At 42.5% G+C, this 26203-nt stretch carries 19 protein-coding genes; 10 read left to right on the forward strand and 9 right to left on the reverse strand.

Translation table 11 applies throughout. The annotated features are described in order from the left end of the window. Positions 1-125: 125 nt before the first annotated feature. The gene (locus JFC07_RS03140; RefSeq protein ID WP_193030388.1) at positions 126-1694 is read left to right on the forward strand and encodes an FGGY-family carbohydrate kinase; all 1569 of its coding nucleotides are present in this window, start codon (positions 126-128) and stop codon (positions 1692-1694) included. 79 nt (positions 1695-1773) lie between these two features. Here the strand turns inward: JFC07_RS03140 and JFC07_RS03145 are convergent, their stop codons facing one another. Both JFC07_RS03145 and JFC07_RS03150 read right to left on the reverse strand, forming a co-directional pair. Continuing rightward, the gene (locus JFC07_RS03145; protein WP_227678307.1) at positions 1774-2937 is read right to left on the reverse strand and encodes a MalY/PatB family protein; all 1164 of its coding nucleotides are present in this window, start codon (positions 2935-2937) and stop codon (positions 1774-1776) included. Positions 2938-2970: 33 nt separating this feature from the next. Beyond that, positions 2971-3777: a crotonase/enoyl-CoA hydratase family protein gene (locus tag JFC07_RS03150; protein ID WP_193030390.1), complete on the reverse strand. Its 807-nt coding sequence runs from the start codon at positions 3775-3777 to the stop codon at positions 2971-2973. 242 nt (positions 3778-4019) lie between these two features. Between JFC07_RS03150 and rlmF the strand changes: the two genes are divergently transcribed. After that, complete coding sequence (gene rlmF, locus JFC07_RS03155) at positions 4020-5072, forward strand: 23S rRNA (adenine(1618)-N(6))-methyltransferase RlmF (protein ID WP_068405776.1); 1053 nt, start codon at positions 4020-4022, stop codon at positions 5070-5072. Between the two features lie 114 nt (positions 5073-5186). Here the strand turns inward: rlmF and JFC07_RS03160 are convergent, their stop codons facing one another. The 6 genes from JFC07_RS03160 to dnaA form a co-directional block, all read right to left on the reverse strand. Continuing rightward, positions 5187-5795 (reverse strand): manganese efflux pump MntP, encoded by a 609-nt coding sequence (locus tag JFC07_RS03160; protein WP_144297356.1) that lies wholly within the window; start codon positions 5793-5795, stop codon positions 5187-5189. Between the two features lie 59 nt (positions 5796-5854). Next, positions 5855-7336, reverse strand: coding sequence for a DUF6880 family protein (locus tag JFC07_RS03165; protein ID WP_198328100.1), 1482 nt, complete (start codon positions 7334-7336; stop codon positions 5855-5857). Positions 7337-7476: 140 nt separating this feature from the next. After that, positions 7477-10011, reverse strand: a complete 2535-nt coding sequence (gene gyrB / locus JFC07_RS03170; protein ID WP_227678308.1) for a DNA topoisomerase (ATP-hydrolyzing) subunit B — start codon at positions 10009-10011, stop codon at positions 7477-7479. Between the two features lie 658 nt (positions 10012-10669). After that, positions 10670-11929 carry a DNA replication/repair protein RecF gene (gene recF / locus JFC07_RS03175; RefSeq protein ID WP_193030396.1) on the reverse strand — a complete coding sequence of 420 codons (1260 nt, stop codon included), beginning with the start codon at positions 11927-11929 and terminating at the stop codon, positions 10670-10672. 80 nt (positions 11930-12009) lie between these two features. Continuing rightward, positions 12010-13185 carry a DNA polymerase III subunit beta gene (gene dnaN / locus JFC07_RS03180; protein ID WP_068405050.1) on the reverse strand — a complete coding sequence of 392 codons (1176 nt, stop codon included), beginning with the start codon at positions 13183-13185 and terminating at the stop codon, positions 12010-12012. Between the two features lie 190 nt (positions 13186-13375). Next, the gene (dnaA, locus tag JFC07_RS03185) at positions 13376-14821 is read right to left on the reverse strand and encodes a chromosomal replication initiator protein DnaA (protein ID WP_068405048.1); all 1446 of its coding nucleotides are present in this window, start codon (positions 14819-14821) and stop codon (positions 13376-13378) included. Between the two features lie 647 nt (positions 14822-15468). Between dnaA and rpmH the strand changes: the two genes are divergently transcribed. From rpmH to JFC07_RS03225, 8 genes are all read left to right on the forward strand, one after another. Next, positions 15469-15603: a 50S ribosomal protein L34 gene (gene rpmH, locus JFC07_RS03190; RefSeq protein WP_007394757.1), complete on the forward strand. Its 135-nt coding sequence runs from the start codon at positions 15469-15471 to the stop codon at positions 15601-15603. Positions 15604-15808: 205 nt separating this feature from the next. Continuing rightward, complete coding sequence (gene rnpA, locus JFC07_RS03195; RefSeq protein ID WP_068405046.1) at positions 15809-16180, forward strand: ribonuclease P protein component; 372 nt, start codon at positions 15809-15811, stop codon at positions 16178-16180. A gap of 1 nt (position 16181) precedes the next feature. Continuing rightward, positions 16182-16559: a membrane protein insertion efficiency factor YidD gene (gene yidD / locus JFC07_RS03200; RefSeq protein WP_198328101.1), complete on the forward strand. Its 378-nt coding sequence runs from the start codon at positions 16182-16184 to the stop codon at positions 16557-16559. A 214-nt stretch (positions 16560-16773) separates the two neighbouring features. Next, positions 16774-18456: a membrane protein insertase YidC gene (yidC, locus tag JFC07_RS03205; RefSeq protein ID WP_068405044.1), complete on the forward strand. Its 1683-nt coding sequence runs from the start codon at positions 16774-16776 to the stop codon at positions 18454-18456. A gap of 351 nt (positions 18457-18807) precedes the next feature. Beyond that, positions 18808-20253, forward strand: a complete 1446-nt coding sequence (gene mnmE / locus JFC07_RS03210) for a tRNA uridine-5-carboxymethylaminomethyl(34) synthesis GTPase MnmE (protein ID WP_193030430.1) — start codon at positions 18808-18810, stop codon at positions 20251-20253. A gap of 108 nt (positions 20254-20361) precedes the next feature. Continuing rightward, positions 20362-20820: a transcriptional regulator NrdR gene (gene nrdR / locus JFC07_RS03215; protein WP_068405041.1), complete on the forward strand. Its 459-nt coding sequence runs from the start codon at positions 20362-20364 to the stop codon at positions 20818-20820. A 131-nt stretch (positions 20821-20951) separates the two neighbouring features. Further along, entirely contained in the window at positions 20952-22007 is a 1056-nt protein-coding gene (gene ribD, locus JFC07_RS03220) for a bifunctional diaminohydroxyphosphoribosylaminopyrimidine deaminase/5-amino-6-(5-phosphoribosylamino)uracil reductase RibD (protein ID WP_193030400.1), read from the forward strand. Positions 22008-22472: 465 nt separating this feature from the next. Next, a complete protein-coding gene (locus JFC07_RS03225) occupies positions 22473-23147 on the forward strand; it encodes a riboflavin synthase (protein WP_193030402.1) in 675 nt (224 codons plus the stop codon). 57 nt (positions 23148-23204) lie between these two features. Here JFC07_RS03225 and JFC07_RS03230 read toward each other — a convergent pair whose 3' ends face one another. Further along, entirely contained in the window at positions 23205-26138 is a 2934-nt protein-coding gene (locus JFC07_RS03230) for a response regulator (protein ID WP_198328102.1), read from the reverse strand. Between the last annotated feature and the right edge of the window lie 65 nt (positions 26139-26203).

Consider the following 26203-nt stretch of genomic DNA (forward strand, 5'->3'; position numbering starts at 1 on the left):
CTTTTTCTTGCTCGCTGTGCCTGCGTAGACAGAGGCTGCGGAAAATTTACATCAGTAGCAAGCGATAATCATAGTGTGTTTTTATTTTGCGCTACCTATCTATTTTTACATAGTTAAGGACGACTATGACCACTACTTTTGATGCACCTATTTACTTCTTAGCCATCGATAATGGCACCCAAAGCGTCAGAGCACTTATCTTTGATCAATTTGGCACTGAGATTGTTAAAGCGCGCGTTCCTATCGAGCCTTATTTCTCTACTGAGCCCAATTTTGCTGAGCAGCACGCTGACTATTATTGGCAAAAGCTAAGCGAATCTTGTCAGCAATTGTGGCAAAGCTGCGATATTAAACCTGAGCAAATCGCGGGCGTTAGTCTCGCCACCCAGCGCTATACCATGATATGTCTGGATAAAGATATGCAGCCACTGCGCCCAACTATTGTATGGATGGATTTACGCCGCGGCGAAACCAACGATATTGGTTTTTTAAGCCCACTAACCAAAATTATTGGCATGGGCGAATTGGTACAAGAGGCACAGCAAAAAGCCCGCTGTAATTGGCTTGCATACCATGAGCCAGAGATGTGGGCAAAGACCGCCCATTACGTCAATCTATCTGCGTATCTTACTTATCAGCTGACAGGCGAATTAGCCGATTCCAACGGCCATGCCCTAGGCTATCTGCCTTACGATTATAAAGCGCAAACATGGCTGAAACCTAAAGATCTTAAATGGCGCTTCTTTAGCTGTCGACCTGAGCAAATGCCTAAGATTGTTCCGCCAGGTCAGCCACTTGGTCATATTAGCGCCAAAGCGGCTAAAGCCACAGGGATTTTAGAAGGTACGCCGATGATTGCTGCCGCTAGCGATAAAGCGTGCGAAGCGTTGGGGTCGGCAGGTCTCGCTGCTGACACTGCCTGCTTAAGCTTTGGCACTACTGCGACTATCAATACCACCTCGAGCAATTACGTCGAAATCCTTAAGCATATGCCCGCCTACACCGCAGCCGCGCCAAACTACTACAATCATGAGTACATGATTTATCGCGGCTTTTGGATGGTCAGCTGGTTTAAAGAGCAATTTGCTCACTATGAAGAACAACTTGCGAAAACCCAAGGCATCGATACCGAAAAACTCCTCGATCAAGCAGTTAAAGATATTCCAGCCGGTTGTATGGGGCTGATGATGCAGCCGTATTGGTCACCTGGCGTCCGTCATCCGGGACTTGAGGGCAAAGGCGCGCTCATTGGTTTTGGTGATGTGCATACGCGGGCGCACGTTTATCGCGCTATCTTAGAGGGGCTGGCTTACGAGCTGAAACTGGGCTTTGATACCATTGAAAAACGTACGAGTAAAACTATCAAAAACCTCCGGGTCTCGGGTGGCGGCTCGCAGAGTGACTCAGCGATGCAGCTTACTGCCGATATATTTGGCATGCCCGCTTATCGACCGCATACTTATGAAGCGTCAGGCTTAGGCGCTGCCATCAACTGCGCAGTTGGACTCGGCGTCTACCCTGACCATGCAGCCGCAACTGAGGCAATGACTCATTTGGGCGATGAGTTCATCCCTATTGAGGCCAATGTCCAACTCTACAAACGCCTTTATAATGAAGTTTATCTAAAAATGTATGAGCGCTTAAAACCGTTATATCAAAGTATCCAAGACATCACAGGATATCCCGCCAAATAATATAAAATGTCTGCGTCAGGCTAGTCTTAATACAAATAAGGCATTTTGACTTTCGTAACTGGTTAACCGTCATTATTGTTTAAGGAGTGCTATTTAAAGCGCTATGAACACGATTTAATCCCTCTATCAATAGCGATTTAGGACAAGCAACATTCAGGCGCATTTTCAGATGCCCCTCCGCGCCATATTTAATCCCTGCATTAAGCTCAACTTTCGCCTCTCGCAGCTTGTCATAAAGCGCCTGATCATCATCACCGTAAGCCGAACAATCTAGCCAAATCAAGTACGAGGCTTCTGGGCGCATAATCTTAATGTCAGGCAGATACTGCTCTAAAAAGCCAATGGTTAAGTCAATATTGGCTTCGATATAATGAAGCGCCTGCTCCAGCCATTCTCCGCCATTTTCATAAGCGCTACGCATTACTTCATAAGCAAATAAATTGAGCTCATATTCATCATTTAACTGCTGCTGCTGACTTATTTTTTTGATTAATGAATTATCTTTAGTAAATATCATCGAGCCTTTAATACCCGCTATATTAAAGGTCTTGGTCATTGAGGTTAGACTAACGACGTTATGCGCGTAACCTGCTGCTTCTGCCAATTTTAAAAAAGGCGTAAAGGTATAACCACTCAAGGTTAAATCTTGATGAATCTCATCACTGACAATCGCCACATCATATTTTTTGCAAAGTGCCAGTAACGCTTCAAGCTCATCGGTCGTCCACACGCGTCCGCCAGGATTGTGCGGATTGCACAACAAATATAACTTTACCTTATGCTCGATAATTTTGGCTTCGATATCGACTAAATTCAGATGATACTTACCATCGACCTCCTTCAATAGCGATGTCACAAGTGTGCGACCGTTTTGCTCAACCTTGGTCATAAAAGGCGTATAAATAGGGTCATTAACCAGTACCGCATCGCCTGCTCCGGTAAAGACGTTCATCATCAGTGCGAGGCTTGGCACAACGCCCGGCGAAAACAAGATATTCTGCTTATCGAGTAGCAAGCCATAACGACTGCTATGCCACTGAATAATCGAATCATACAAAGCCGCAGTGGGTCTGGTATAGCCCAATATGCCATGCTGCGCGACTTGCTCAATCGCCTTTAAGATAGGCTGGGCAGTCTTAAAGTCCATATCCGCAACCCATAACGGAATCGTGTCATCGCTATAATGCCATTTAACTGAACCGGTATTACGTCTATCAATTATTTCATCGAAGTTGTATTGCACCACTATTCTCCTAAGGGGAAAATCTTTGAATAACTAACGTCCCTGAAACTCAGCTTCCCTTCTCTCAACCATCGCCATCGCTCCCTCTTTCGCATCTTCTGAATAAAATAAAGACGGCAGATAGCCATGAATATTGGCTAAAGCCGCTTTTGCGCCATTCCGACTGGCATCTTGCGCTGAGGACAATAATCCTTGTACGCCGAGCGGAGCTGCTTTACATATCTCTTGAGCAATAGTCATTGCTCGTTCGTATTCTGTGCCATTTGCCACTACTTCACTGACCAGATTTAACCTATCTGCGGTTTGTGCATCAAAGGCTTTACCAGTGAGCAAATACGGCATGGCTTTTTGCCAACCTGCTGCTGCGACGAAACGTACCGTTGCGCCACCAAACGGCATGATACCGCGCTGGACTTCCATCTGTGCAAAGTTGCAGTTATCACTTGCGATAACCACATCACTGTTTAGCATAAGCTCAATGCCCGCGGTAAAGCAGGTTCCTTGTACCGCGACGACCACAGGTTTGCTGCGTAATTTACCGCCAATTCCCCATGGGTCAATCTCATTATCACTAAACTCAAACGCGCCTTTATCCCACTTATCTTGCAACTCCATCAAATCAAGTCCGGCGGTGAAGTGCTCGCCATGGGCAAATATGAGCGCACAACGTAAGTTCTCGTCGTTTTCATAACGCGTCAGTGCTTCGGATAATTGCTTAATCATATGGCTATCAAAGGCGTTGCGTTTATCGGCACGATTGAGCCCGATTAGGCAGATATAGCCGTCAGTTTCATAGGTGATGCGGTTATCGGTACTGGGTTTATTACTTTCCGTTGTCATATTTTTATCCTTTTAAATGCATTTTTGTCATCTGCTGCGCTTATAAAATAGCCGCTTTATGCTCATTTGGCTTAGTTTCAATATAGACACCCCCATGCGATAACGCAAGGACAGATATACGCACTCAGGCAGATTGCGATTCTTATTTGCTATAGGCAAATCAGTAGCCATGGATAAACCGATAGACGGGCGTGAAATCTGCTAAACTGGGTGATTATATTCAAACATCGCAGTCCGAAACTATGACCAGTAAGCCCAGCACAAATACATCAAACGCCCGTAGAGTAAATGCTAACACTCATCGCAATCGCTCACCTGAGACCGCCAAAAAGCTCGGCAAGCTACACCCGCACAATCCGCACCAAGGGCGCTATGACTTTGCGCTATTGACCCGTGCCCTGCCTGAATTGGCTAAGCACACCATCACTAACCCGAAAGGTGAGCCGACGATTAACTTCTCTGATAGTGAGGCGGTACGCGTCCTCAATCAAGCGTTGCTCGCGCATTACTATGGCGTGAAGTTTTGGGATATTCCAGAAGGCTATCTCTGCCCGCCGATACCGGGTCGCGCCGATTATATCCATTATATTGCTGATTTACTCGCGCAAACCACGCACGTTAATGACGACAATACCCCGCCGACGGGAAAAGAGATTCACGCCCTTGATATTGGTACCGGTGCCAGTGCCATTTATCCGATTATCGGTAGCCAAAGCTATGGTTGGCGCTTTACCGCGAGCGATATTGACCCTATTTCAGTCAATACCGCCGCGCTGATTTGCGAAGCCAATCCAAAGCTAAAAAGTGCCGTTAAAGTGAAACTACAGCCTGAGCCTAAGTTTATTTTTAAAAACATCATCGGTCGTCAAGATTACTTCGATGTGGTCGTTTGCAACCCACCGTTTCATGCGTCATTAGAAGAAGCGATGCAAGCTAATACCCGCAAGCAGCATAATCTGCAACGCCATCGTGGTAAGAATGAAAACGAGCAAATCAGCCGCCATTCAACCAAGGCTGGAAATGCTGCGCAAAATCTCAACTTTGGTGGTCAGCATAAAGAGTTGTGGAGTGAGGGCGGCGAAATTGCCTTTTTGACCAAAATGATAAAAGAAAGTCAAGATTTTGCCGAGCACGTTGGCTGGTTTACCAGCTTGGTGTCAAAGTCAGAGAACGTGAAACCATTACAACTGTTATTAAAACAGCTTGATGTTGCCCAAATGCGCATCATCGAGATGAGCCAAGGTCAAAAGAACACCCGTGTTCTAGCGTGGCGCTTTAATATTGACGAAGCGTAATTAATAAAAAATGACTATCTAAAAAATATTTATTTAACGTTTCACGTGAAACAAAAAAAACCGCTTTGTTTATCAAGGCGGTTTTCTTATAAGTAAGAACTTGAGGTTAATAAACTAGCTAAAGAAAATCACTTTTAAGCCAATGAGTATAAGTACAAATCCGCCAAGCGCTTCCGCCTTATCCTCAAGATACGTACCTGATTTTTTACCCAAATAAACACCAAAAACGCTAAAAATAGCAGTAATAATAGCGATAATCAAACAGGCTAGCCACGCATTAAGCGCCAACAAATTCAGCGTAAAGCCAGCTGCCATGGCATCAATACTGGTCGCTATCGCAAGGGTAAACATGGTGCGATGATTGATATTTTTCTTTAGGTTGTCATTTACAGAAACTGTCTCACTATTTATATGCAGGGCTTTATCTACAACCTCTTCTCCATCTCCAAAAAACACTTCATAAAGCATTTTTCCGCCAAGACCGATAAGGATAAAGCCACCAATCCAAGGTGCAGCCGCAGCCAACCAGCCTAATAAAGCGGCGCCCAATAAATAACCAATCAACGGCATCACGCCCTGCGCAATGCCAAAATACAAGCCCGCATAAATTGCCAAATGCAACACATAACGATGATGTTGTTTTTGTGATTTAGCTCCTAACCCAATCGCAACAGCAAACGCATCCATCGCAAGAGCAATAGCAAGTAATATAACTTCAATCATTTTATTCTTCGCTTATTTCTGCTTATTGCCATAAGTTTCACGTGAAACACTATATCAATCTAATCGTTTACCTTTTCCCAAAAACTACGCTTTTTACCATGCTTGTCTTTAAGGGTAATGACATATTCTTTATGGGTCGCAAGTTCACTGTAAGGCTTAGACGATTTACTAATAACCGTATCAAGCCTGGTTAGACGATCGAAGTAGCGAGCGGCGTGACCATAAGCTTTGCTGCGAGAGCTGTCTAGAATATCGTTAAGTAAAGTGCGGTAAATAATAACTTGAAGTAAATCTGTCTTAGTTGGCAAATCTTTTAACATGCTTGTGAGATCTGTGTAATGCACATCAGCAAACTGGGAATGACGGGCAACTGCAACCTCATTAGCAAGCTCAATCTCTCCTATTTCTAGCAGTAGCGATGTGGCCATAAATACATTTTCTTGTTGTTCTGCCAGCTCATAAGCTCTTTTTCGCCACTTAGATTGCTGAGCAGGACTGGCCACAGCCATGATAGCTTTTAACCGCGAAGGGGTTGATTGTAGCTCAAACGCCTCGCCTAGCACCTCCATGAGCGCGTCGGTATCTTTTTGCATGTGATATATGTGACTCAGCCAATCCAAACGTCTGATCTTATCTAACAGACCATCGCTTTGCCACTCTTCATTTAAGTAGTGTAATGCCTTATCAAAAGCTCTTTGATTTAGCAGAAATGTTAGCAACTCTTCTAATCTTCGAGGATGAACCGGTCTAGTCTCTTGCATCTCAAAGAATATGGTTTCAAAAAAACCCACATCACCTAGCGCCCTTGTTAGGTTTTTTATGGCGATCTCAATTACCATTTTTTCATAGTTAATTGAAAAAGCATCATCACTTAAAGGGCTGTTTTGCCTTTCATTGAGCGTATCTTTAATTGCTTTTTTTGTTTGGATATTCTCACGCTCTTGTTGATAATCACCGATCAATCCACGTATCTCAGTCTCAGATAACAGTTGATCAATATTTTCTAATAAACTATCTTTGGTACCATAATCATTATCGTCAGCCAGCACTTTTACTTTCTTTATCCAAGCTTGACTGAGTATATCGCGCTCATCAACAGGTATGTCTCGCTTTTCTTGCTCATAGCAAGTGCTAGCCACTGCTAGCCAAAATGACGTCAAACTCCTATAAATATCACCGATATAACCGTTGGAATCATCAGCACGTTCTAGGCTAGCATTAGTAGACTCTATAAATAACTCAAGTAACGTCAAGCACTCTCGTGGTTGCGCAGGATAAAGGCTCATTATATCGCTGGCTAAGTGCTGAAGCTCAGTAGCAAATTCACTAGATTCCCAGTAATCTACAAACTTCCTTCGTCTTCTAAGTCCTTTTAGTGTAGTGGTTAACTTTTTTATAAGTTTAGGTTTATCTGATTGTAATAGCAGACGCTCAATTTTTTTATCGAGCATTTTATCTATACCATACACCTCAGAGACAAAATCAATTAAGGTCTTTTTTGATAGTTGTGACAAATACTTCTTTTGTTCTGCGTTTAGCATAGTATTCCCTTCACTACTTTATTGATAATATTTCACATGAAAAAAGCCACCTTGCGAGCAAGATGACTTTATACCAATAAACAATTATATTCAAACTTCAAAACTATAACTTCAAGGTCTATAAACTAAAAGCTTAAAAGCTAAATATCCAAATTAGACACGGTCAGCGCATTCTCTTCAATGAAAATACGACGTGGCTCGACATGGTCACCCATTAGGCAGGTAAACATATGGTCAGCGGCAATCGCATCTTCAATTGTCACGCGTAACATACGGCGGTTTTCAGGATCCATGGTGGTATCCCAAAGCTGATCAGCGTTCATCTCGCCCAGCCCTTTATAACGCTGAATCGCCAAACCACGACGCGCCTCAAGCATCATTTGTTGCCAGAGATAATCAAAGTCGCGTACTGGGATATCTTTGGTCGTACCTGCGCTTGCTTCACGGCGGATAAAGGCATCTTCTGCAAGCAAGGTATTCCATTCAGCGGATAAGCGCAGCAGCTTGGTATACTCACCTGAATTGATAAAACTGGCATCTAACAAATAATGATGCGCCAATTGATGCACATAAACGGTGATACGCGGTAACCATTGAGCTTTGGCAGATAAAGAATCACTGTCATCAGCAGATGTTTCACTTTCATCAAGTTCTACCACTGCGGTCATACCCAATAAATCAGCAGCGGCAGCATCCATATTTTTTGGTTGCGGCGCATGGATATTGACCAGTTCAATCTCAGGATTTAAATCACTACCAAAGTGCTCAAGCTGTGTTTGTAATGACGCTTTCCACGCTTCCATTACTGACTTATCATAAGTCATATCGGTGCTAAGCTTCGGCGTATGCGTCAATGCATCCAATAATACTGCAGGATAACGAATCTGCAAACGCGCTTTGATAAGCTGGGTTTGGTTATAGTCATTGAGCAAGGTCTCAAGCGCTTGCCCAGTAATAGCAGGCGCATCAGCACTGATATGCAACTTAGTATTATCGATCGTCGAGGATAATAAATACGCTTTTAAGGCTTCATCGTCTTTTAAATACAGCTCTTGACGACCTTTTTTTACTTTATAAAGTGGTGGCTGAGCGATATAAATATAACCGCGCTCAATCAATTCTGGCGTTTGACGGAAGAAAAAGGTCAACAGCAGCGTACGAATATGCGAACCATCGACGTCCGCATCGGTCATGATGATGATTTTATGATAGCGTACTTTGTCAGGATTATATTCATCCGGACCAATGCCGCAACCAAGCGCGGTAATCAAGTTACCGACTTCAGCAGATGACAGCATTTTGTCAAAACGAGCACGCTCAACGTTAAGAATCTTACCTTTTAGGGGCAAAATTGCTTGGGTCTTACGGCTACGACCTTGCTTAGCTGAACCACCAGCAGAATCCCCTTCCACAATATAAAGCTCTGACAATGCCGGATCTTTTTCTTGACAATCTGCCAATTTACCCGGTAAACCTGCGATATCTAGCGTGGTTTTACGGCGAGTCATCTCGCGGGCTTTACGCGCCGCATCACGCGCACGCGCCGCATCGATAATCTTATTGGCAATTGCTTTACCGGCACTTGGGTTTTCAAGCAAATAGTCGTTAAACTTATCATGCATGGCCGATTCAACGGCAGATTTCACTTCGCTTGAAACCAGCTTATCTTTGGTCTGACTTGAGAATTTTGGATCGGGCACTTTTACCGAGACAATCGCTGTCAAACCTTCACGCGCATCATCACCCGTGGCGACGATTTTCTCTTTTTTGAATAAGTTTTCGCGATCCATATAGCTGTTAAGACCGCGCGTCAAAGCTGAGCGGAAGCCAGATAAATGCGTCCCACCATCACGCTGTGGGATATTATTGGTAAAACACAATACTTTTTCGTTATAGGTGTCCGTCCACTGTAGCGCCACTTCGACACTGATGCCATCGTCTTGCTCGCTGGTGAAATGAAAGACTTCATTGATACCGTCTTTGCCCGCATTGATGTAGCTGACAAATTCTGACAAGCCGCCCTTGTGCTCAAACTCATGACGTTTATCGATGCGCTCATCGGTTAGGACAATGCGCACACCAGAGTTTAAGAATGATAGCTCACGTAAGCGTTTGGCTAAAATATCGTACTCAAAAATGGTACCAGTAAAGACATCGTTACTTGGATAAAAACGGATTTGCGTACCAGTTTTATCGGTCGCCTCCATCTGCTGAATATCGGCATCAGGAACGCCATCGGTATAGGTTTGATGATAATGATAGCCTTCGCGCCAAATATTCATCTCAAGCTTTTTAGACAAGGCGTTTACAACTGAAACACCGACGCCGTGTAGGCCGCCCGATACTTTATAGCTGTTGTCATCAAATTTACCGCCAGCATGCAGTACGGTCATAATAACCTGTGCTGCCGATACGCCCTCTTCTGGATGGATATCCACAGGGACGCCGCGACCGTTATCCAAGACACTGACCGACTCGTCTTCATGGATAATGATATCAATTTGGTCGCAATGACCAGCCAGCGCCTCATCGATAGAGTTATCCACCACCTCAAAGACCATATGATGCAAGCCGGTACCATCATCGGTATCACCAATATACATACCCGGACGTACGCGCACCGCTTCTAGTCCGCGCAATACACGAATATCTTTGGAGCTATAATCAGAGGGCATTCCTTCAGGGGCTGCAGCAGGCGCAGTAATCTCTACAGCGCTGTCGCTCATCAATTGTTCGTGGTCGGTAGGTAATGAATCACTCATGTGTATTCCTTAATCTAGCCATTATCAGCTATATGTCATCTGCTCACCACAATGGCAACGCTCGACGACGTTATCTTAAATTTAACGTTTCATGGTCAAAATATGTAGTTATAGAGTTAGCAAAAGTTTTATCAGAAGTCGCCTAAAAGAAGATAAAACAGTAATAAAAAAGTGGACTTAAATACAGCCAATTTCTCAAAGACTGTTTTTAATATACGCTGTCATTTCTTTTACGTTTCATTAAAACAGCTTAGAAATAAGCATATATCTATCAAGCACTTAGAAGCTGAATATTATCAAAAAACCCTTAAACAATACTGATAAAAATTTATAAGATAACTTGCTGAGAACAGGGCAAAAATAAAGCTCTATTTTAACATTTTTCTGGCGCTAAGTCACTGTTTACTGACAGTTTTCTCGGTATCAAGCAAGTATTTTAGCAAGATCACTTTTCTACTACACCCACAAGCATAACAATGAAATTTTTCGGAAAATATGAAGTGTGGTTGATAAAAATGAAGCCCAAACTTAGCTGATATTCACCATCAAAACCAGTTTATAAAAGCGTTTTTTATAAACGTATTAGGCTTCCTTGTTTCACGTGAAACACGTTAGGTTCTGACCAATACTCATGCACCAACGGTAAGATATCTTCGGTTAAGCTGGTCATAAATACCTGACATGGCAGCTGCGCCAATGTCGACAACAGAATCTCTATCGCCCTAGCATCAAGTTCAGCGGTAATATCGTCTAGTAGCACTACTGGCGTGGCTCGCGCTTTATTATGGTCATTTGGCAAAATAACACTGCTATTGTCCTTTTCTATCGCATGGGTAGAAGTGTTTTCATTAAGCAATAACGGCAATTGTGATAAGCGTAGAGCGGTAATTAACAGTTTTTTCTCGCCGCGAGAGAGAACGTTAGCAGCCTGTTCTTTTATAGTCGGTAGTTTGGCCGCGGTGTCTGCTTTTTCTATGGTTTTTGATACTGCGTTCGCATTGCTGTCTGCTTCGTTGTTAGCATGCTCTGATAAATCACTAGAGCGCCAATGTACATGAATATCGGCGCGGTGATTACCTATCCGCGTATAACCCAGCTGCAAATCCTGCTCCAAACGCTCGTTAAGCTGGATATCTAACGGGATATTGGTGTCGTAGCCAGCGTTATAGCTTAAGCTTAGTTGCTCAGCGTAGGTAGGCAATAACTGCGTGATACTCTTCGCAAAGTAAGGCTGCCAATCGCTAAAGACTCGCTCACGATAATGATCAATAAGAGCCGCATGACTAGCAAGCCCTTTGTCCCATGATTTTAACTCAGCAAGCTGCACTGGCGTTAAGTAACGGCTCTTTTTTAGCAAACTATTGCGCTGTTTTAGTAAACGCTGATAAGCGACCCATTGCGGATGGAAACCCTGTTTCATGTGAAACACTAGCCAATCTAATAGCTGCCGGCGACTGGCACTGCCCTGCTCTAACATATCCATCGACGACGGATCTATCAGTAATGTGGGTAGTTGCTCGGTTAAGATACTTTGGTTATAAACCGTGGTTTGATTCAGCCGTAGAACCGTCGTCGCATCTGTTTGCTTTTGAATAGCTAAGGTATTGCTATCATTGAGCTTAGCGTGCACCGTTGCCGCATTTTGATGGTGCTGAATATAGCGTTTAGGCTGATGATGGCGGAAGCTTTTACCTCTTGAAAGCAAGAATATCGCTTCAAGTAACGAGGTTTTGCCACTGCCATTTGCACCGATAATAACGTTGCAAGCAGCAGTATTTAAACTGATCTGGGTTAGATTACGCAGGTGTGAAATTTGTAGACGTTCAATCATAAGGGTGACAGCCGCCTATATTACGCCCACTATTTAGTAAGCAAAAGTTTATTACTGTTATTTTTCATAAGGTCACCAAGTTATATACGCATAGGCATAATAACATACTGATGAAAGTCATCATTGAGCTGATTGACCAATACCGAGGCATTGGATTGGCTCATATGCATTTGCAAATCACCTTGAATCACGCCCAAAACGTCTTGTAGATACGCCGCATTAAATGACAACTCCATCGGCTCGCCTTGGTACTTTGCTTGTATCATCTCGACTGCCTCGTCTTGCTCAGCATTATTAGCACGAACTTCTACCATGCCATCACTGGCAAAATTAAACACCACACCGCGAGATTTCTCATTACTTAAAATTGCCACACGGCGCAGCACATCAGTCATTTTTTCTTGGTTAAATAGTGCCAATTTATCTGTATTACTTGGCATGACACGGCGATAATCCGGGAATTTACCATCGATAAGACGCGCGGTAAAGGTCACCATTAAATCATCACTCACCTGCCCTGTACTATCCACATCACCAAAGGGTAAGCTTACTTGTAAGAATTCACGGCCAAAACTCAATGTCACAGCGTTATCTTTGTCGCCCAGCATCTTGCCAAGCTCAGAAGCCAAACGCTCAAGCTCAATCACCGCTTTACGCGGCAAAATCGCTTGCATACTTAAGTCGCTACTGACATCAATAGCACTACGCGCTAACGCCAATCTATGGCCGTCAGTCGCAACCGTAGTCAGTTGCTGCTGTGACACATCAAATAGCATACCAGTCAAATAGTAACGAACATCTTGGATAGCCATTGCAAATTGGGTTTTATGAATTAAGTCGGTCAAACGACTACGACTGATAGTCAAAGGTGTGATATTTTCAGGATTACCAAGACTTGGATAGTCTTCGCTTGGTAATGTGCCTAAAGTAAAACGACTTTTACCACTGGTCAGCAGGCAACGCTCATTTTCTTGAGTGGTCAGATTGACCTGCGCTTGCGACGGCAATGATTTACAGATGTCTCTGAGCTTTGTGGCAGGTAATGTGGTGGTACCTGCTTCGATACAGGCACCAGCAGGCAATTTTAATGTCGATGTCAGCTCTACTTCTAAGTCAGAAGCAGTTAAAATAAGCGCCCCCTCAGACAATTGCAGCTTAATATTGCCCAAGATAACCATGTTGTGGCGCTTATCGGCGGCCTTGGCAATCAAGTTAATGGCTTTTAGTAACGACTCTCGATTAATCGATAATTGCATGCTTAGTTACTCTTGTTTATTAGTTGCTCTTATTAAAAGAATTTTTATACGTTTTTAAATCATAGGGTTTTAAAATAATGGCTTAATAATACCTTGTCTACTGATGATAATCCATACAGCGTCTGTCCGCTAATCATTAAAATATTATAAATCATATCGACTCGTGACAACATTATGACGCCATAAGCTTCTAACCCGCTTGCAACATCAAGGCAAGCGTTTTGTAATCCTTATCAAACGCGGGGTCAGCGGCGCGTAGCTCATTGACCTTATCACAAGCATGCATCACTGTCGTGTGGTCGCGTCCACCAAATGACTGACCAATCTCAGGAAAGCTATCACTGGTTAATTCGCGTGATAACGCCATCGCTATTTGTCGTGGTCTAGCAATGCTGCGCGTACGTTTACGACCCATGATATCTTTTACGCTTACATCGTAGTATTCGGCGACCACTTTACGAATATTATCCATATTTACCGCTTGCACACGCATCGCAACGATATCTTTTAGGGCGTATTGCACCATCTCAAGTGTAATGGGCGCTCCCGTCAAGTTGGCATTGGCAAACACTTGGTTTAATGCACCTTCTAATCGCCTGACATTAGAAACCACGTTTTGAGCGATGAATAGGGCACACTCTTTAGGCAGGCTCATGCCGTACGATGCCGCCTTTCTTTGTAAAATTTGTACTCGAGTGTCAATCTCAGGTGGATCTACTGCAACCGTCAAACCCCAAGAAAAGCGCGACCTGAAACGCTCGTCAAACTCCGTCATTTGTGATGGATGACGATCTGATGCCAGAATCAGTTGCTTATCACCGCTGGTAAAATCTGCAAATAAGGTTAAAAACTCATTACTACTTTTTGTTTTACCAGCTAATACATGAATATCATCTACAATTAATAAATCTACTTTTTTTATTTTCTTTTTAAAATCTTCTATTTTATTATTTCTTAATGAATAAACTAATTGATTAATAAATTTTTCGGAAGTGAAATAGTAGAAAGTTAGATTATTTTTTAAATAGCGATGCGCTACAGAATGCATTAAATGCGTTTTTCCCAAACCAGAAGGTCCGTATATAAATAAAGGATTGTGACGATTTTTTGATTGGCGTTTTCCAAGCTCGTAACAGGCCTTATAAGCTAAGTTATTAGACTTACCAGTGACAAAGGTTTCAAAGGTGAAGTCAGGATTCAGATAGCTTAATGATTTGGCATCGGCAGACTCAATCAGTTCTGCATGACGCATATTGGCATCGATATCCGCTCTAGCAATATCATTATGCGTGCTTTGAAAGTTGTAATCAGCAGGGGGAGGGGAGGGCTGGTCTTCTTCAAACAATGAGCCTGACTGGGCCAGATTACTATCAACCATCTCACGGCCAGCATTATCAACACGTACAATAACGGCTTCAATACTACCTTGGCTATGTTTAGCAACCAACTGCTCGATGTCGTGTAAATGATTCTTTTTGATATAGGTTACAAAGTAATCATTAGGAGCAAGAATAATCAAGCTATTGGCTTCTTGATGTGCAGATAACGGTCTCAACCACATCGTAAAGACATTATCTTTAACATGATAACGTAAGTCGTTTAGGCATTTATCCCAAATAGTTGCTGTATCAATCATGAAAAATACTAACCCCATAGTCCAAGGTGATCGGTCAAAAGAACGTCATTTTTATAGTGTAAATTTATCAGCTTTAAGCCCCAGAAAGCCTCTTTTCTTAACAAAGATATCTTATGATCACATAACTTAAAATCATACATCTAGTAGGGCGCCAATCTAACACAAACAGCCTGTGGATAATACCTCGTTTTTTGTGGATAAGACTGTGGATAGTTTTGTGGATAAGTATATATCATGAGTTATCCATATTCCACCCACAGGTTATCCACAACCTTACCCATAGTCTATCCTATTGATAAAAAAGTAAAAAAACAAGTTAACCACAGATAATACGACCCCCAATAACAATAATACTTATATATATTAATAGTTAATTATTATAGAGTTCGATACAAACTGTGGATAAGTTTTAAAAATTGATTATCAAAATAGCTTTTCTAAAAGATAATTTGGGTCTACTGATATGAGTTTATTTAACTAAATCTCTTAGCTGTAAATATCTCATTACGGATAAATATAAGAAAACTCACTCTGTTGTAAAATCATCTGTATAAAAACAGAGCAAATTAGTTCATTGACCAAAATACTATGCGGTGGTATAATCCTCCGCTATTACGAATTTAGTCCATTATTTTGATAGGTGAGTTATGAAACGTACATTCCAACCAAGCGTGATCAAGCGTAAACGTACTCACGGTTTCCGTGCACGTATGGCAACCAAAAAAGGCCGCCAAGTCTTAGCTCGTCGCCGCGCTAAAGGACGTCATCGCCTTACTGTATAATTAATCAGTAGATTGCGATAAGCATGGCCGATAGTGCTTGTTGTGTTTCTATTATTTTATAGATTGCGATCGTCAAGCATCACAACTGTCACTTAGCCATATATTAAAAGCGCCCACATCGGCGCTTTTTTTGTCTCTATACTTTGTTATTCTTTCTACGCTATTATCTCTGCTAGTGTTATTAGCTCTTATATTAGGTTGTATTATGCCCAATACCGTTTCAGCGCCCCCTAACGCTCGCTTTACCAAAGCGCAGCGCCTGCTCACGCCTTCGTCCTTTCGCGAGGTATTTGACGCGCCTGAGCGCAAGCTGCATCAGAGTCATTTAATGGCATTTGTACGTAGCAATCATTGTGAACAGCCTCGAGTCGGTATGGCCATTACCAAACGTAAAGTACCGACGGCTGTCACACGAAATTTAATCAAACGCCATGTTCGTGAGCAGTTTCGTATAAAGGCAAGTCACTTAGAAAACAAAGATATTGTATTTATTGTCAAAAAGTCTATGAAGCAATTAAATAATAAAGAAATAATAAATGAAATTAATAATATCTTTAAAAAAATAGAAAAAAAATAAAATGAATTACTTATTAAAAGTTATAAATAATTTTTTTTATAAACTATTTTATTATTTTATTGTTTTCTATCAAAGAATAATAAGCCCTATTTTACCTGCGCGCTGTCGTTATTATCCAACTTGCTCAAATTATGGTAAACAAGCTTTAGCATGGCATGGGGTTTGGTCGGGTAGTTGGCTATTATTAAAACGTATCAGTAGCTGTCATCCGTTAGGCGGACATGGCATCGATTTTGTGCCACTCCCTTTGTCTTCTTATCATTATCAATATATATCGCCTACGACGACACCAGCTTATGATAAATCGCAAAGCTGGTATGTTTATAAAGATACTAAGAGCTATGTGGCTCGCCTAAATTATCTAATGAAGTCGATATAAACTTTATTATCGACTAAGCAGTTGTGGATATCTTTCAGGTTACCCACAAGTTATCCACACGCTTGTATCATTTAGAGCGGTTTTTTAGTAAAATGATGAACATTTTATGTGATTGACTGCTGGTATGACTGCTAAGGAAAGGGTTTGATACTGTGTGGTGGTCATGACACATGCCTGATTTTTCATTCCCTAATTTTTAATCTAGGAAAGGTTTATGCAAAAGATATTTCGGGTGATGATCATCATTGCGATGCTAATCACCGCTTATCTGCTGATTTTAGCATGGCGAGATGATTATGCCGATGCACCAGCTGTAGACGCGGTACCAGAAACGTCAACATCGGTAGGTGCTGATATTCCTGCTACCACTGGCGCAGCAGGTGACATTCCAGCACAAACGCTACCAGTTGATGCGGGCGCTGTGGCAGAGGCACCTGCGACCAATACGGGTCTAATCACGGTCACAACCGATCGCTATGACATTAAAATCAATCCAGAAGGCGGGGATATCGTTTATGCGGCGTTAAAGCAATATGATGCCACACTCAATAGCGAAAAACCTTTTGTGTTGTTAGAAAATAATAGCGGTCGCGTTTATGTGGCGCAGTCTGGTCTTATCGGTCCAAACGGTATTGATACCGCCGAAGGTCGCGCCAAATATAGCCACGCTGCCAATAATTATGTGATGGAGAAAGGTCAGCAAACGTTATCAGTACCACTTACCTATCAAAAAGATGGCGTGACGGTTACTAAGACCTTTACTTTCACCCAAGATAAATATCCGATTGATATCAGCTATCAAATTCAAAACGCTTCTGCCAATCCTTGGCAAGGACAGATGTTTGCGCAGTTAAAGCGTGACGATAGTAAAGACCCCGGCATGTCTGATAAAGGCGCGCTAAGCATGGCGACGTATTTGGGCGGCGCTTGGGGCACACCTGAAGATCCTTATAATAAGTTAAAATTTGGTAAATTTAACGATGGTGAGTTGACTACGACCAGTGATGAAGGTTGGGTTGGTATCGTTCAGCATTACTTCGTTTCTGCTTGGACGCCTGAAAACTTTACGGGTAAGTTCTTTAGCCGTGAAACGGGCAATGATTACTTTATTGGTTTTAACAGTCAACCTGTTAATGTGGCACCAAACAAGCAAATTACCTTAAAAGCAACTCTCTATGCTGGTCCAAAAGTACAGTCTGAGCTAAAAGAAGTGGCAGTAGGTCTGAATCAGACCGTCGATTATGGATTGCTGTGGCCAATATCAAAAATATTATTTGCGATTTTGGATGGTATTCATAAAGTTATCGGCAACTGGGGCTGGTCAATTATTCTATTGACGCTGTTGGTTAAAATCGCCTTGATGTGGGTATCTAATAAAAGCTACTACTCAATGGCGAAAATGCGGGCTATCGCCCCAAGACTGGCGGCATTAAAAGAAGAGCACGGCGACGATCGCATGAAAATGTCGCAAGAAATGATGGCAATTTATAAAGAAGAGAAAGTCAATCCGATGGCGGGTTGTTTACCTATTCTGATGCAAATGCCGATTTTCTTAGCGCTATATTGGGTGTTGGTTGAAAGTGTTGAGCTGCGTCATGCGCCTTGGATACTGTGGATTCAAGATTTATCAGCGATGGATCCATGGTTCATTTTACCGCTCTTAATGGGTGCGTCGATGTTTATCCAGCAGCAACTAAATCCGCAGCCCGCTGATCCAATGCAAGCTAAGGTGATGAAGTTTTTACCGATTATTTTCACCGCATTCATGCTGTTCTTCCCAGCAGGTTTGGTACTATACTGGACGGTGAACAACTTATTTAGTATGACCCAGCAGTACATCATCAACCGTAAGGTTGAAGAAGAACAAAAACGTCGTACCGTCAAAGTTCTGGATTAAATAAAGTTCAAGTCTATAAAAACCATCGCTAAGGCGGTGGTTTTTTTATGTGTTAAGCTTTATTGTTTCTATCCAATATAGTGAGAGAAAAGTAATATCGTTACATCACACACTGCTGATATCAATTTTTTTTGCTTGCTGTGCCTACGCAGACAGAGGCTACAAAAAATTGATATTAGCAATACCGTAGCGTTTTTAGGATATTTTTACTATAGCTACCGACTAAAATAGCTATATAACCATACTTTAGGATTTTAATAATCTACTCGTTGAAGTTTGCTTTGTCAGTGCCTGCTAAGCCGTCTATAATGGGGTTTTTGCTTATTGAGAGTGATTGTGGATTCTTTAAAGATGGCACTAGCCGCCGATAATTTGGATGAATCACCTAAAAATTCTAATATATCTGGCCTTCCGACCATTGCGGCGATTGCTACACCGCTTGGGCGTGGTGGCGTCGGGGTTATTCGTCTGTCAGGCGCGCGTGCTTACGATATCGCTTGTCAGCTTACTGGCAAGTCGACTTTCACGCCGCGTATGGCCAGTTTTTGCCGTTTCTATCAGGCTGATGGCACGACCATTGATGAAGGTTTGGTGCTGTACTTTAAAGGTCCGCACTCGTTTACTGGCGAAGATGTGATTGAGCTACAAGGTCACGGCGGCATGATTTTACAAAATCAGCTGCTAGCACGCGTGTTTGAATTGGGCGCAAAACAAGCGGGCGCAGGAGAGTTTTCTTACCGTGCTTTTGATAATGACAAATTGGATTTGGTACAAGCAGAAGCCATTGCTGATGCGATTGATGCTACCAGCGCCGCCGCTGCCAGTAGTGCGATTCGCTCACTTAGTGGTGAGTTTTCACAAAAAATTAATCAGCTACTTGAGCAATTGATTCATCTGCGCTTGCACGTCGAAGCGGCGATTGATTTCCCTGATGAAGAAGACGTTGATTTCTTATCTGATGGCGTTATTCAAGATAAGCTTGAACAAACCCAATCCAAAATACAGCAAGTGCTAGCGACCGCCAAGCAAGGTCAGCTATTACGCGACGGTATTCATGTAGTGCTTGCTGGCAGACCAAATGCGGGTAAATCAAGCTTGTTGAATCGTTTGGCAGGGCAAGAGCGTGCTATCGTGACCGATGTCGCTGGGACAACACGCGATACCCTGCAAGAAACCGTCGTGCTTAACGGCTTAACCTTGCATTTAACCGATACTGCAGGTCTGCGCGAGACTGAAGATACGGTCGAGCGTATCGGTATTGAGCGTGCGCGTAAGGCGATTACGCAGGCTGATATGCTGCTGATGGTTTATGACGTGACTCGTGACCTTGCAAGCGATAGCACGCCATTACAACTGGCTGAACAGCTATTTGGCGAGTTGCCAGAAGCCAAGCGCTTACTGATTATTGCCAATAAAAGCGATTTATTAAACGATAACAGCAGTAAAGAAAGAATCGCTACTTCACAAGCAGAAATAAAAAATCGTGGCTATGAGCAGGTCAATGTTTCATGTGAAACAGGCACAGGAATTGATGATTTGGTTGAAACCTTATGTGCTAAAGTAGGTTTTCATCCGCCAGAAAATAGCTTAATCGCCCGTACACGTCATTTGGACGCGCTAAGACGTACCGCTGATTCGTTAGTAGAAGCACATGAGCAGCTGACGGTGTTTAAAGCAGGTGAGTTAGTGGCAGAAAGCCTACGCCAAGCGCAGCAAAGTTTGGGAGAAATTACGGGTGAATTTAGCGCTGATGATTTATTAGGAAAAATCTTTGGTAGCTTTTGTATTGGTAAATAACGAGTAAAAGTCTGCTTCTTTATCTGCATAGTAAAATTATCATTTTTTAGAAAATTTAGTTTTATCAATAATTATATTCGCCCTCACTATTAACCTAAGGAAAAGCGTATGCATTGCCCATATTGTAATGCGTCAGATACCAAAGTTATCGACTCACGGCTAGCAGCTGATGGCGCGCAAGTACGGCGCCGCCGCTCATGTAATAGCTGTCAGGAACGCTTTACGACCTTTGAAGTGGTAGAAGTAGTGATGCCGCGTATTATCAAATCAAGTGGCAAAATTGAGCCTTATGACAATGATAAATTGCGCCGCTCGATTTTATTGCCCTTACAGAAGCGCCCAATTACTATTGATGAGCAAGAAGCGATGATTAGTCGTATCGAAAAGCGCGTACGCCAAATGGGTGAGCGCGAGGTAAGCAGTAAAGTCTTGGGTGAGATTATTATGAGTGAGCTTAAGACGCTTGACGATGTCGCTTATGTACGTTTTGCCAGTGTCTATCGTGATTTTCAAGATATCGACGCCTTTCATCAGGAAATTGCCAATATTCGCCCAAATGAAAAGTAGGTTAATTTAGCTATCAGTCTATAAATCTGCCTTAATACTGAGTAATCCCTTTAATTTAAGCTATTTGAAGCTATTTGAAGTTATTAAGGATTTATTAAAACTATTTTCCAAACTCTATTAAGTACGCCTTTATGTCGAACTCAAAACACTCTCAAGACGCCAAAGACCGCTATTTTATGATGCTCGCCGTTGAGCAGGCCAAGCATGGTCTGTATACCACGCGTCCCAATCCAGCGGTCGGCTGTGTGATTGTGCAAGCAGATGAAGTAGTCGGCCAAGGTTTTCATCCTAAAGCGGGGCAGCCGCATGCTGAGGTTTTCGCCTTAAAAGATGCGGGCACGCGCGCGATCGGCGCGACCGCTTATGTTACTTTAGAGCCTTGTAGTCATACCGGACGTACACCGCCCTGTGCCTTGGGTCTTATCAAAGCTGGAGTAGAGCGTGTTGTCATTGCTGGTCTCGACCCCAATCCACAGGTGGCTGGTCGCGGTGTGAAACTTTTAGAACAAGCAGGCATTGCTGTTACCGTCGGCGTGCTAGCTGCGCAAGCAGAAGCTTTAAATAAGGGCTTTTTAAAGGCGATGCGTAGCCAAATGCCTTATGTTAGGCTTAAGATTGCTACCAGTCTTGATGGCCGTACGGCGATGGCATCCGGTGAGTCAAAGTGGATCACGGGTACAGCAGCGCGCGAAGATGTACAGAAACTGCGTGCGCAAAGTGGCGCTATTATCACAGGCAGTGAAACGGTCATCATTGATAATCCGCAGTTAAATGTACGCTCTAGTCAACTAGGTATTAATCCTGAACAAGTACCACAACCTAAAATAGTGTTACTCGATAGACGAGGGCGATTAGAACACGATTTACAGTCTGACTATCAGCTATGCCAGAGTCCAAAAACTCTTTATTGGCGTGAAGAGAGTTTAATAGAGTTATTAAAGAACTTAGTGAGTGAACATCACTGTTATGACGTCTTAGTAGAGGCGGGCGCAAACGTTGCAGGAAGCTTTTTACAGCAGCAACTGGTGGATGAGCTCATTGTTTATCAAGCACCGTGCTTATTAGGAAGTGAGGCGCGTCCTATGGTTGCTATCAATCCATTATCGTTAGCGCAGCAGCTACGTTTTGATATCCACGGTCATGAGCAGCTTGGTTCTGATCTTAAGCTTACCTTATTACCTTTATAGTCGGCGTTATAAAAGCCTTGTCTTTCAATATTTTACCCACAAGATTAAACTTACATACAATGTATGTGGATAAGTGGAATAGTTTTATAAAGGTTTCACATGAAACTGTGTATAACTTTGTTTCACATGAAACTTACTAGTAATTGTTAATAATGTTTTAAAGTTATAATTTATTTAAAATCAGTTACTTATGTATATAGCTCAAGTGTAGTGAATAATTATTAAAAAGCAGACTTATTGTGGATAACTCTTTAAAAACCAAGTTTCTCATACTACTACTCCTTATGTCAGCGCTAGTTATCCACAGTTTATTCGCTGAGTCTTTTTATTCTCGCTAATTTTATAGTAAGCGCTATAAACAGCTTAAAGACTAATAGCGATTATCGTTATTGATTTTGAATGAAATAATAGGTTTAAATAATATATGCTGCCTTTAACGGCCATAAAAAATACCAAGAGGTTAATATGTTTACTGGAATTATAGAAAGCGTTGGCAAAGTAAAGTCCATGCAGCCAACGGGCGGTGATATCCGCTTGACCATAGAATCTGCTGGCTTAGATTTTAGCGATGTGAAACTAGGCGACTCGATTGCTTCAAATGGCATTTGCTTAACGGTGGTGGAGTTTGGTAGTAATTATTACTCTGTCGACGTTTCACGTGAAACTATTGCTCGTACAGCGCTGGCAGATTTAAAGCCCGGTTATGCGGTGAACTTAGAAAAAGCCATGCTACCAACTACCCGTTTTGGTGGGCATATCGTTGCCGGTCACGTTGATGGGGTAGGCGTGGTTAGTAAATTGCAAAAAGATGCGCGCTCACTTTATATTGAAATTGAGATACCACACGAGTTGGCACATTATACGGCTACCAAAGGCTCTATTACCCTTGATGGTATCAGTCTCACTACCAACTTAGTCCGCGATAATATCGTTTCGCTCAATATCATTCCGCATACCGCGCAAGTCACCAATATTGCCCAGCATTGGTTGGTAGGTAGTAAAGTCAATGTTGAGGTCGATATTGTGGCGCGCTATTTAGAGCGGTTATTAAACAAATCGCAAGCGGATACTGCCCATGCTAGCAGCCCGCAAAGTACGATTACTGAGGCGTTTTTAGCTGAGAATGGTTTTATGAAATAAGGGTTAAATAGCCTAAATCATCACCAAGCTGTTATAAAAGACAGATCTTGCAAACGCTTATTGGTTTTTAATCAGCGTTTGCAAAACAGTTTTTAGCTTTTGTTTATTAATAGGCTTGGCCAAAAACTCATCCATGCCCACTTGTAAACAGGCAATTTTATCTTCTTCGCTATTATTTGCGGTTAGCGCAACGATTGGAATATCATCGCCTTGCGCGCGAATCGCTTGGGTCGCTTGCAGTCCATCCATCACGGGCATCCGGCAGTCCATCAAAATAAGCGCAATTTCCTGACGCTGCGCTTGCAATTTGTCCAACGCCTGCTGCCCATCTTCCGCCACGATACTGCGATAGCCAATCTTTTCCAGTATCTTACAAGCTATTTTTTGATTGGTTGGGCTGTCTTCTACCACTAAAATCAGTGGCGCTAACGTTTCATGAGCGGCATCATCTGCGCCTAACGGGCTACTGCTTTGCTGATTGTTTTCTTGGCTAGTTGTTTGCGGTAACAGTGTTTGTCTAACGGGTAGAGTTAATCGCAGTAATTCAGAGAGTAATAATGCCACATCGAGTGGTTTGTTCAAAAAACCGTCACATTGATCCAATAACATAGAGGGAATACGGCGCTCAGCTTTCATACTGACCAATATTTTTGGCAGCGCAGTATTAGACAGTAAGCTATTTAGAGCCTGCTGTTTATCGATATCTATGCGTGCTTTATCTTCTGATTTCTCCAATTTATTTTCAGCGTCTATATTTTTATGATCAATGTTTATTTGAGGTGATAACGCGAGCGTGATGTCTTCATAATATTCGTAATCTAAGAGCAAAATAGGGGCAAGTTTTTGCGCATCTTGCGCCAGTTTATTATTTATTTGCTCAAGCGCCACTCTATCTATAGAAGTGGAAATAGTCGCTGGGATAGATAAATAAGCGCACAAATCGCCTAAATGCTTGGCTCGCAACGGTTGTTTAATGACGGCAATAAGATGAATATAAGTCAATTGCGGATTAAAGTGGTAAATAGGCTGATAGGCTGGTCGCCTACAAGGCAAATACAGGTTAAAAGTACTGCCTTTATTAAGCGTGCTTTTTATCTCAATAAAACCGCCTAATAGTTTAGCGAAGCTATTAACGTCATTTAATCCGAGCCCTTTTATGGCGCTATTTTTGTGTGCGTAGTTAATAGGGCGGTTTTTGATGTGGATACTATTTTGGCTGTTGCTTTCATTAAAATACATCAGCAGTTGGTGCTGCTTTTCGATATCGATGCCTGTGCCGCTGTCTTTTATACTAAACCGAATCCAGTCGTGCGATGGGTGAGTGATAGTGGTTGATTTATCTAGATTGCCGTGATTCGTATCATGGCTGTTATTAGATATGTGCTCTTTATCTACCTCGCCTATACTGGTGCTTTTGATATCAGCTATGTCCGCATTGGTCACCGCGTCGATGGTAAGTGACACATAGCCAGAATTGGTAAATTTAATCGCATTATCTAATAGATTACGTAGGATTTGCCGCAAGCGCCTATAATCGGTATCGATACAGCGCGGGCTGTCAGGCGCAAAAAAATACAAGAGCTCAAGTCCTTGCTGCCTTAAGCTTTCTACCATCGATTGACTGACTTGTTGACCAAGCTTATAAATATCCACTGCTTCAATAGATAGACGGGATGTACGAACCTCTATCTCTCCTATATCTAACATGTCATTCAACATAGTCAGCATAGAGTGACTGGTTTGAGTCAAAGTCGTAACGATTTGATGTTGCTTAGCGCTCAGATTATCGGGATTGATAGGCTCTAACGTGTCAATCATGGCTTCTAACGGCAGGCGTAAATGATGTCCCATCGTCGATTTAAGTGCTTCAAACTCATCAAGCTGACGTTGTAGTTGACGATTTTGTTGCTCTAAATGCGCGGTTTGTTCGACAAGCTCATGGATGTTATTGAGTAAAACGGTAAAACCATGCACCTGCCCGTGTTCGCCAAACCAAGGCGTGATATGCAACTGATAAGCTTTTTTATTGTGCAAACCATAAACCAGTAGCGTGCGCGTGACTCGCAAATCTGCCAGTTTTTGTAGCAGGGCTTGGGTTGATTGGTCTTTAGTAAAGAAAAAATCGGTCAGTTGATAGTTGCTATCGCTGTGAAAGATAATGTCAAATACTTGCTCAAAGCGTTGATTAAAAAAGCTGATTTGACCATGTCTCATGATCATCAGCATTGGCAAGGGCGCATGATCGACCAATCGCTCTAAGCGATGCTTTAGGGTGGTAATGCGTCGGTGGTTGCTGTGCAGCTGATAACTGATACGGCTCAGCGCGTGACCCAAACGCAAAAATTCATCTGTGGTTTTCTTTTCGATAAACGGCGGTGTGACGTAGCCATCCTTAGCATGGCTACTTAACTCATCGGTATACATGAGCAGTTGTTCCCAGTTAGCACGCCGCTTTAGAGTATAGAGTAAGGCCATAGCAAATAGTAAGATGGCTGTCATCAATGGTAACCAATAGCGATACGACATCCAATTGATATCAAGCGGTTCATGCCGCAGTATCAGGTATACCTTATGACCGCTTTCAAGTTCAATGGTGCCGACCAAATTACGATTGTTTAGCTCATAAGCACTATGATGATTGTTAGGAGAAGGTACGGAAGTAATGACGTTAGGAAAGGTAATGCCAGTAAATTCCCGCTCATTAGGGCGGGTACGTCGGTGTATATAGGTTTGCCCAGAAGGCATCATAAAAATCAGCTGATAGCTCATATCCTTTAAAAAAGGCTTTTGTAATATCTTTTTAATTGCTAAGTTTGTAGGGTTTGAGAGCTGGGTTATCTCGTGCTGTAAATTATAAAAGCTTTGGATACTGTGCTGCTCATTATGCTGCCTCATCTCATAAAACATGGTGCCGTAATACACTGCCAACATCGCTAATAATGTCAGTGTATAAAAAATCAGCAGTCGTTGTAGAGACTTAAATTGTTGCATAAAGGCAGGACCCTAAATCGGCGGTAAGTCGGTATGTCTTAATATGAAGTCAAAACTACGCTTAA

The organism is Psychrobacter faecalis, assembly GCF_016107575.1.
In the GTDB taxonomy this organism is placed as follows: Bacteria; Pseudomonadota; Gammaproteobacteria; order Pseudomonadales; family Moraxellaceae; genus Psychrobacter; species Psychrobacter faecalis.

Excerpts from the sequence above, each read along its gene's own strand:
- JFC07_RS03140 (WP_193030388.1), top strand. The coding sequence starts at position 126 with ATGACCACTACTTTTGATGCACCTATTTACTTCTTAGCCATCGATAAT.
- JFC07_RS03150 (WP_193030390.1), bottom strand. The coding sequence starts at position 3,777 with ATGACAACGGAAAGTAATAAACCCAGTACCGATAACCGCATCACCTAT.
- rlmF (WP_068405776.1), top strand. The coding sequence starts at position 4,020 with ATGACCAGTAAGCCCAGCACAAATACATCAAACGCCCGTAGAGTAAAT.
- JFC07_RS03160 (WP_144297356.1), bottom strand. The coding sequence starts at position 5,795 with ATGATTGAAGTTATATTACTTGCTATTGCTCTTGCGATGGATGCGTTT.
- JFC07_RS03165 (WP_198328100.1), bottom strand. The coding sequence starts at position 7,336 with ATGCTAAACGCAGAACAAAAGAAGTATTTGTCACAACTATCAAAAAAG.
- gyrB (WP_227678308.1), bottom strand. The coding sequence starts at position 10,011 with ATGCCCTCTGATTATAGCTCCAAAGATATTCGTGTATTGCGCGGACTA.
- recF (WP_193030396.1), bottom strand. The coding sequence starts at position 11,929 with ATGATTGAACGTCTACAAATTTCACACCTGCGTAATCTAACCCAGATC.
- dnaN (WP_068405050.1), bottom strand. The coding sequence starts at position 13,185 with ATGCAATTATCGATTAATCGAGAGTCGTTACTAAAAGCCATTAACTTG.
- dnaA (WP_068405048.1), bottom strand. The coding sequence starts at position 14,821 with ATGATTGATACAGCAACTATTTGGGATAAATGCCTAAACGACTTACGT.
- rpmH (WP_007394757.1), top strand. The coding sequence starts at position 15,469 with ATGAAACGTACATTCCAACCAAGCGTGATCAAGCGTAAACGTACTCAC.
- rnpA (WP_068405046.1), top strand. The coding sequence starts at position 15,809 with ATGCCCAATACCGTTTCAGCGCCCCCTAACGCTCGCTTTACCAAAGCG.
- yidD (WP_198328101.1), top strand. The coding sequence starts at position 16,182 with ATGAATTACTTATTAAAAGTTATAAATAATTTTTTTTATAAACTATTT.
- yidC (WP_068405044.1), top strand. The coding sequence starts at position 16,774 with ATGCAAAAGATATTTCGGGTGATGATCATCATTGCGATGCTAATCACC.
- mnmE (WP_193030430.1), top strand. The coding sequence starts at position 18,808 with ATGGCACTAGCCGCCGATAATTTGGATGAATCACCTAAAAATTCTAAT.
- nrdR (WP_068405041.1), top strand. The coding sequence starts at position 20,362 with ATGCATTGCCCATATTGTAATGCGTCAGATACCAAAGTTATCGACTCA.
- ribD (WP_193030400.1), top strand. The coding sequence starts at position 20,952 with ATGTCGAACTCAAAACACTCTCAAGACGCCAAAGACCGCTATTTTATG.
- JFC07_RS03225 (WP_193030402.1), top strand. The coding sequence starts at position 22,473 with ATGTTTACTGGAATTATAGAAAGCGTTGGCAAAGTAAAGTCCATGCAG.
- JFC07_RS03230 (WP_198328102.1), bottom strand. The coding sequence starts at position 26,138 with ATGCAACAATTTAAGTCTCTACAACGACTGCTGATTTTTTATACACTG.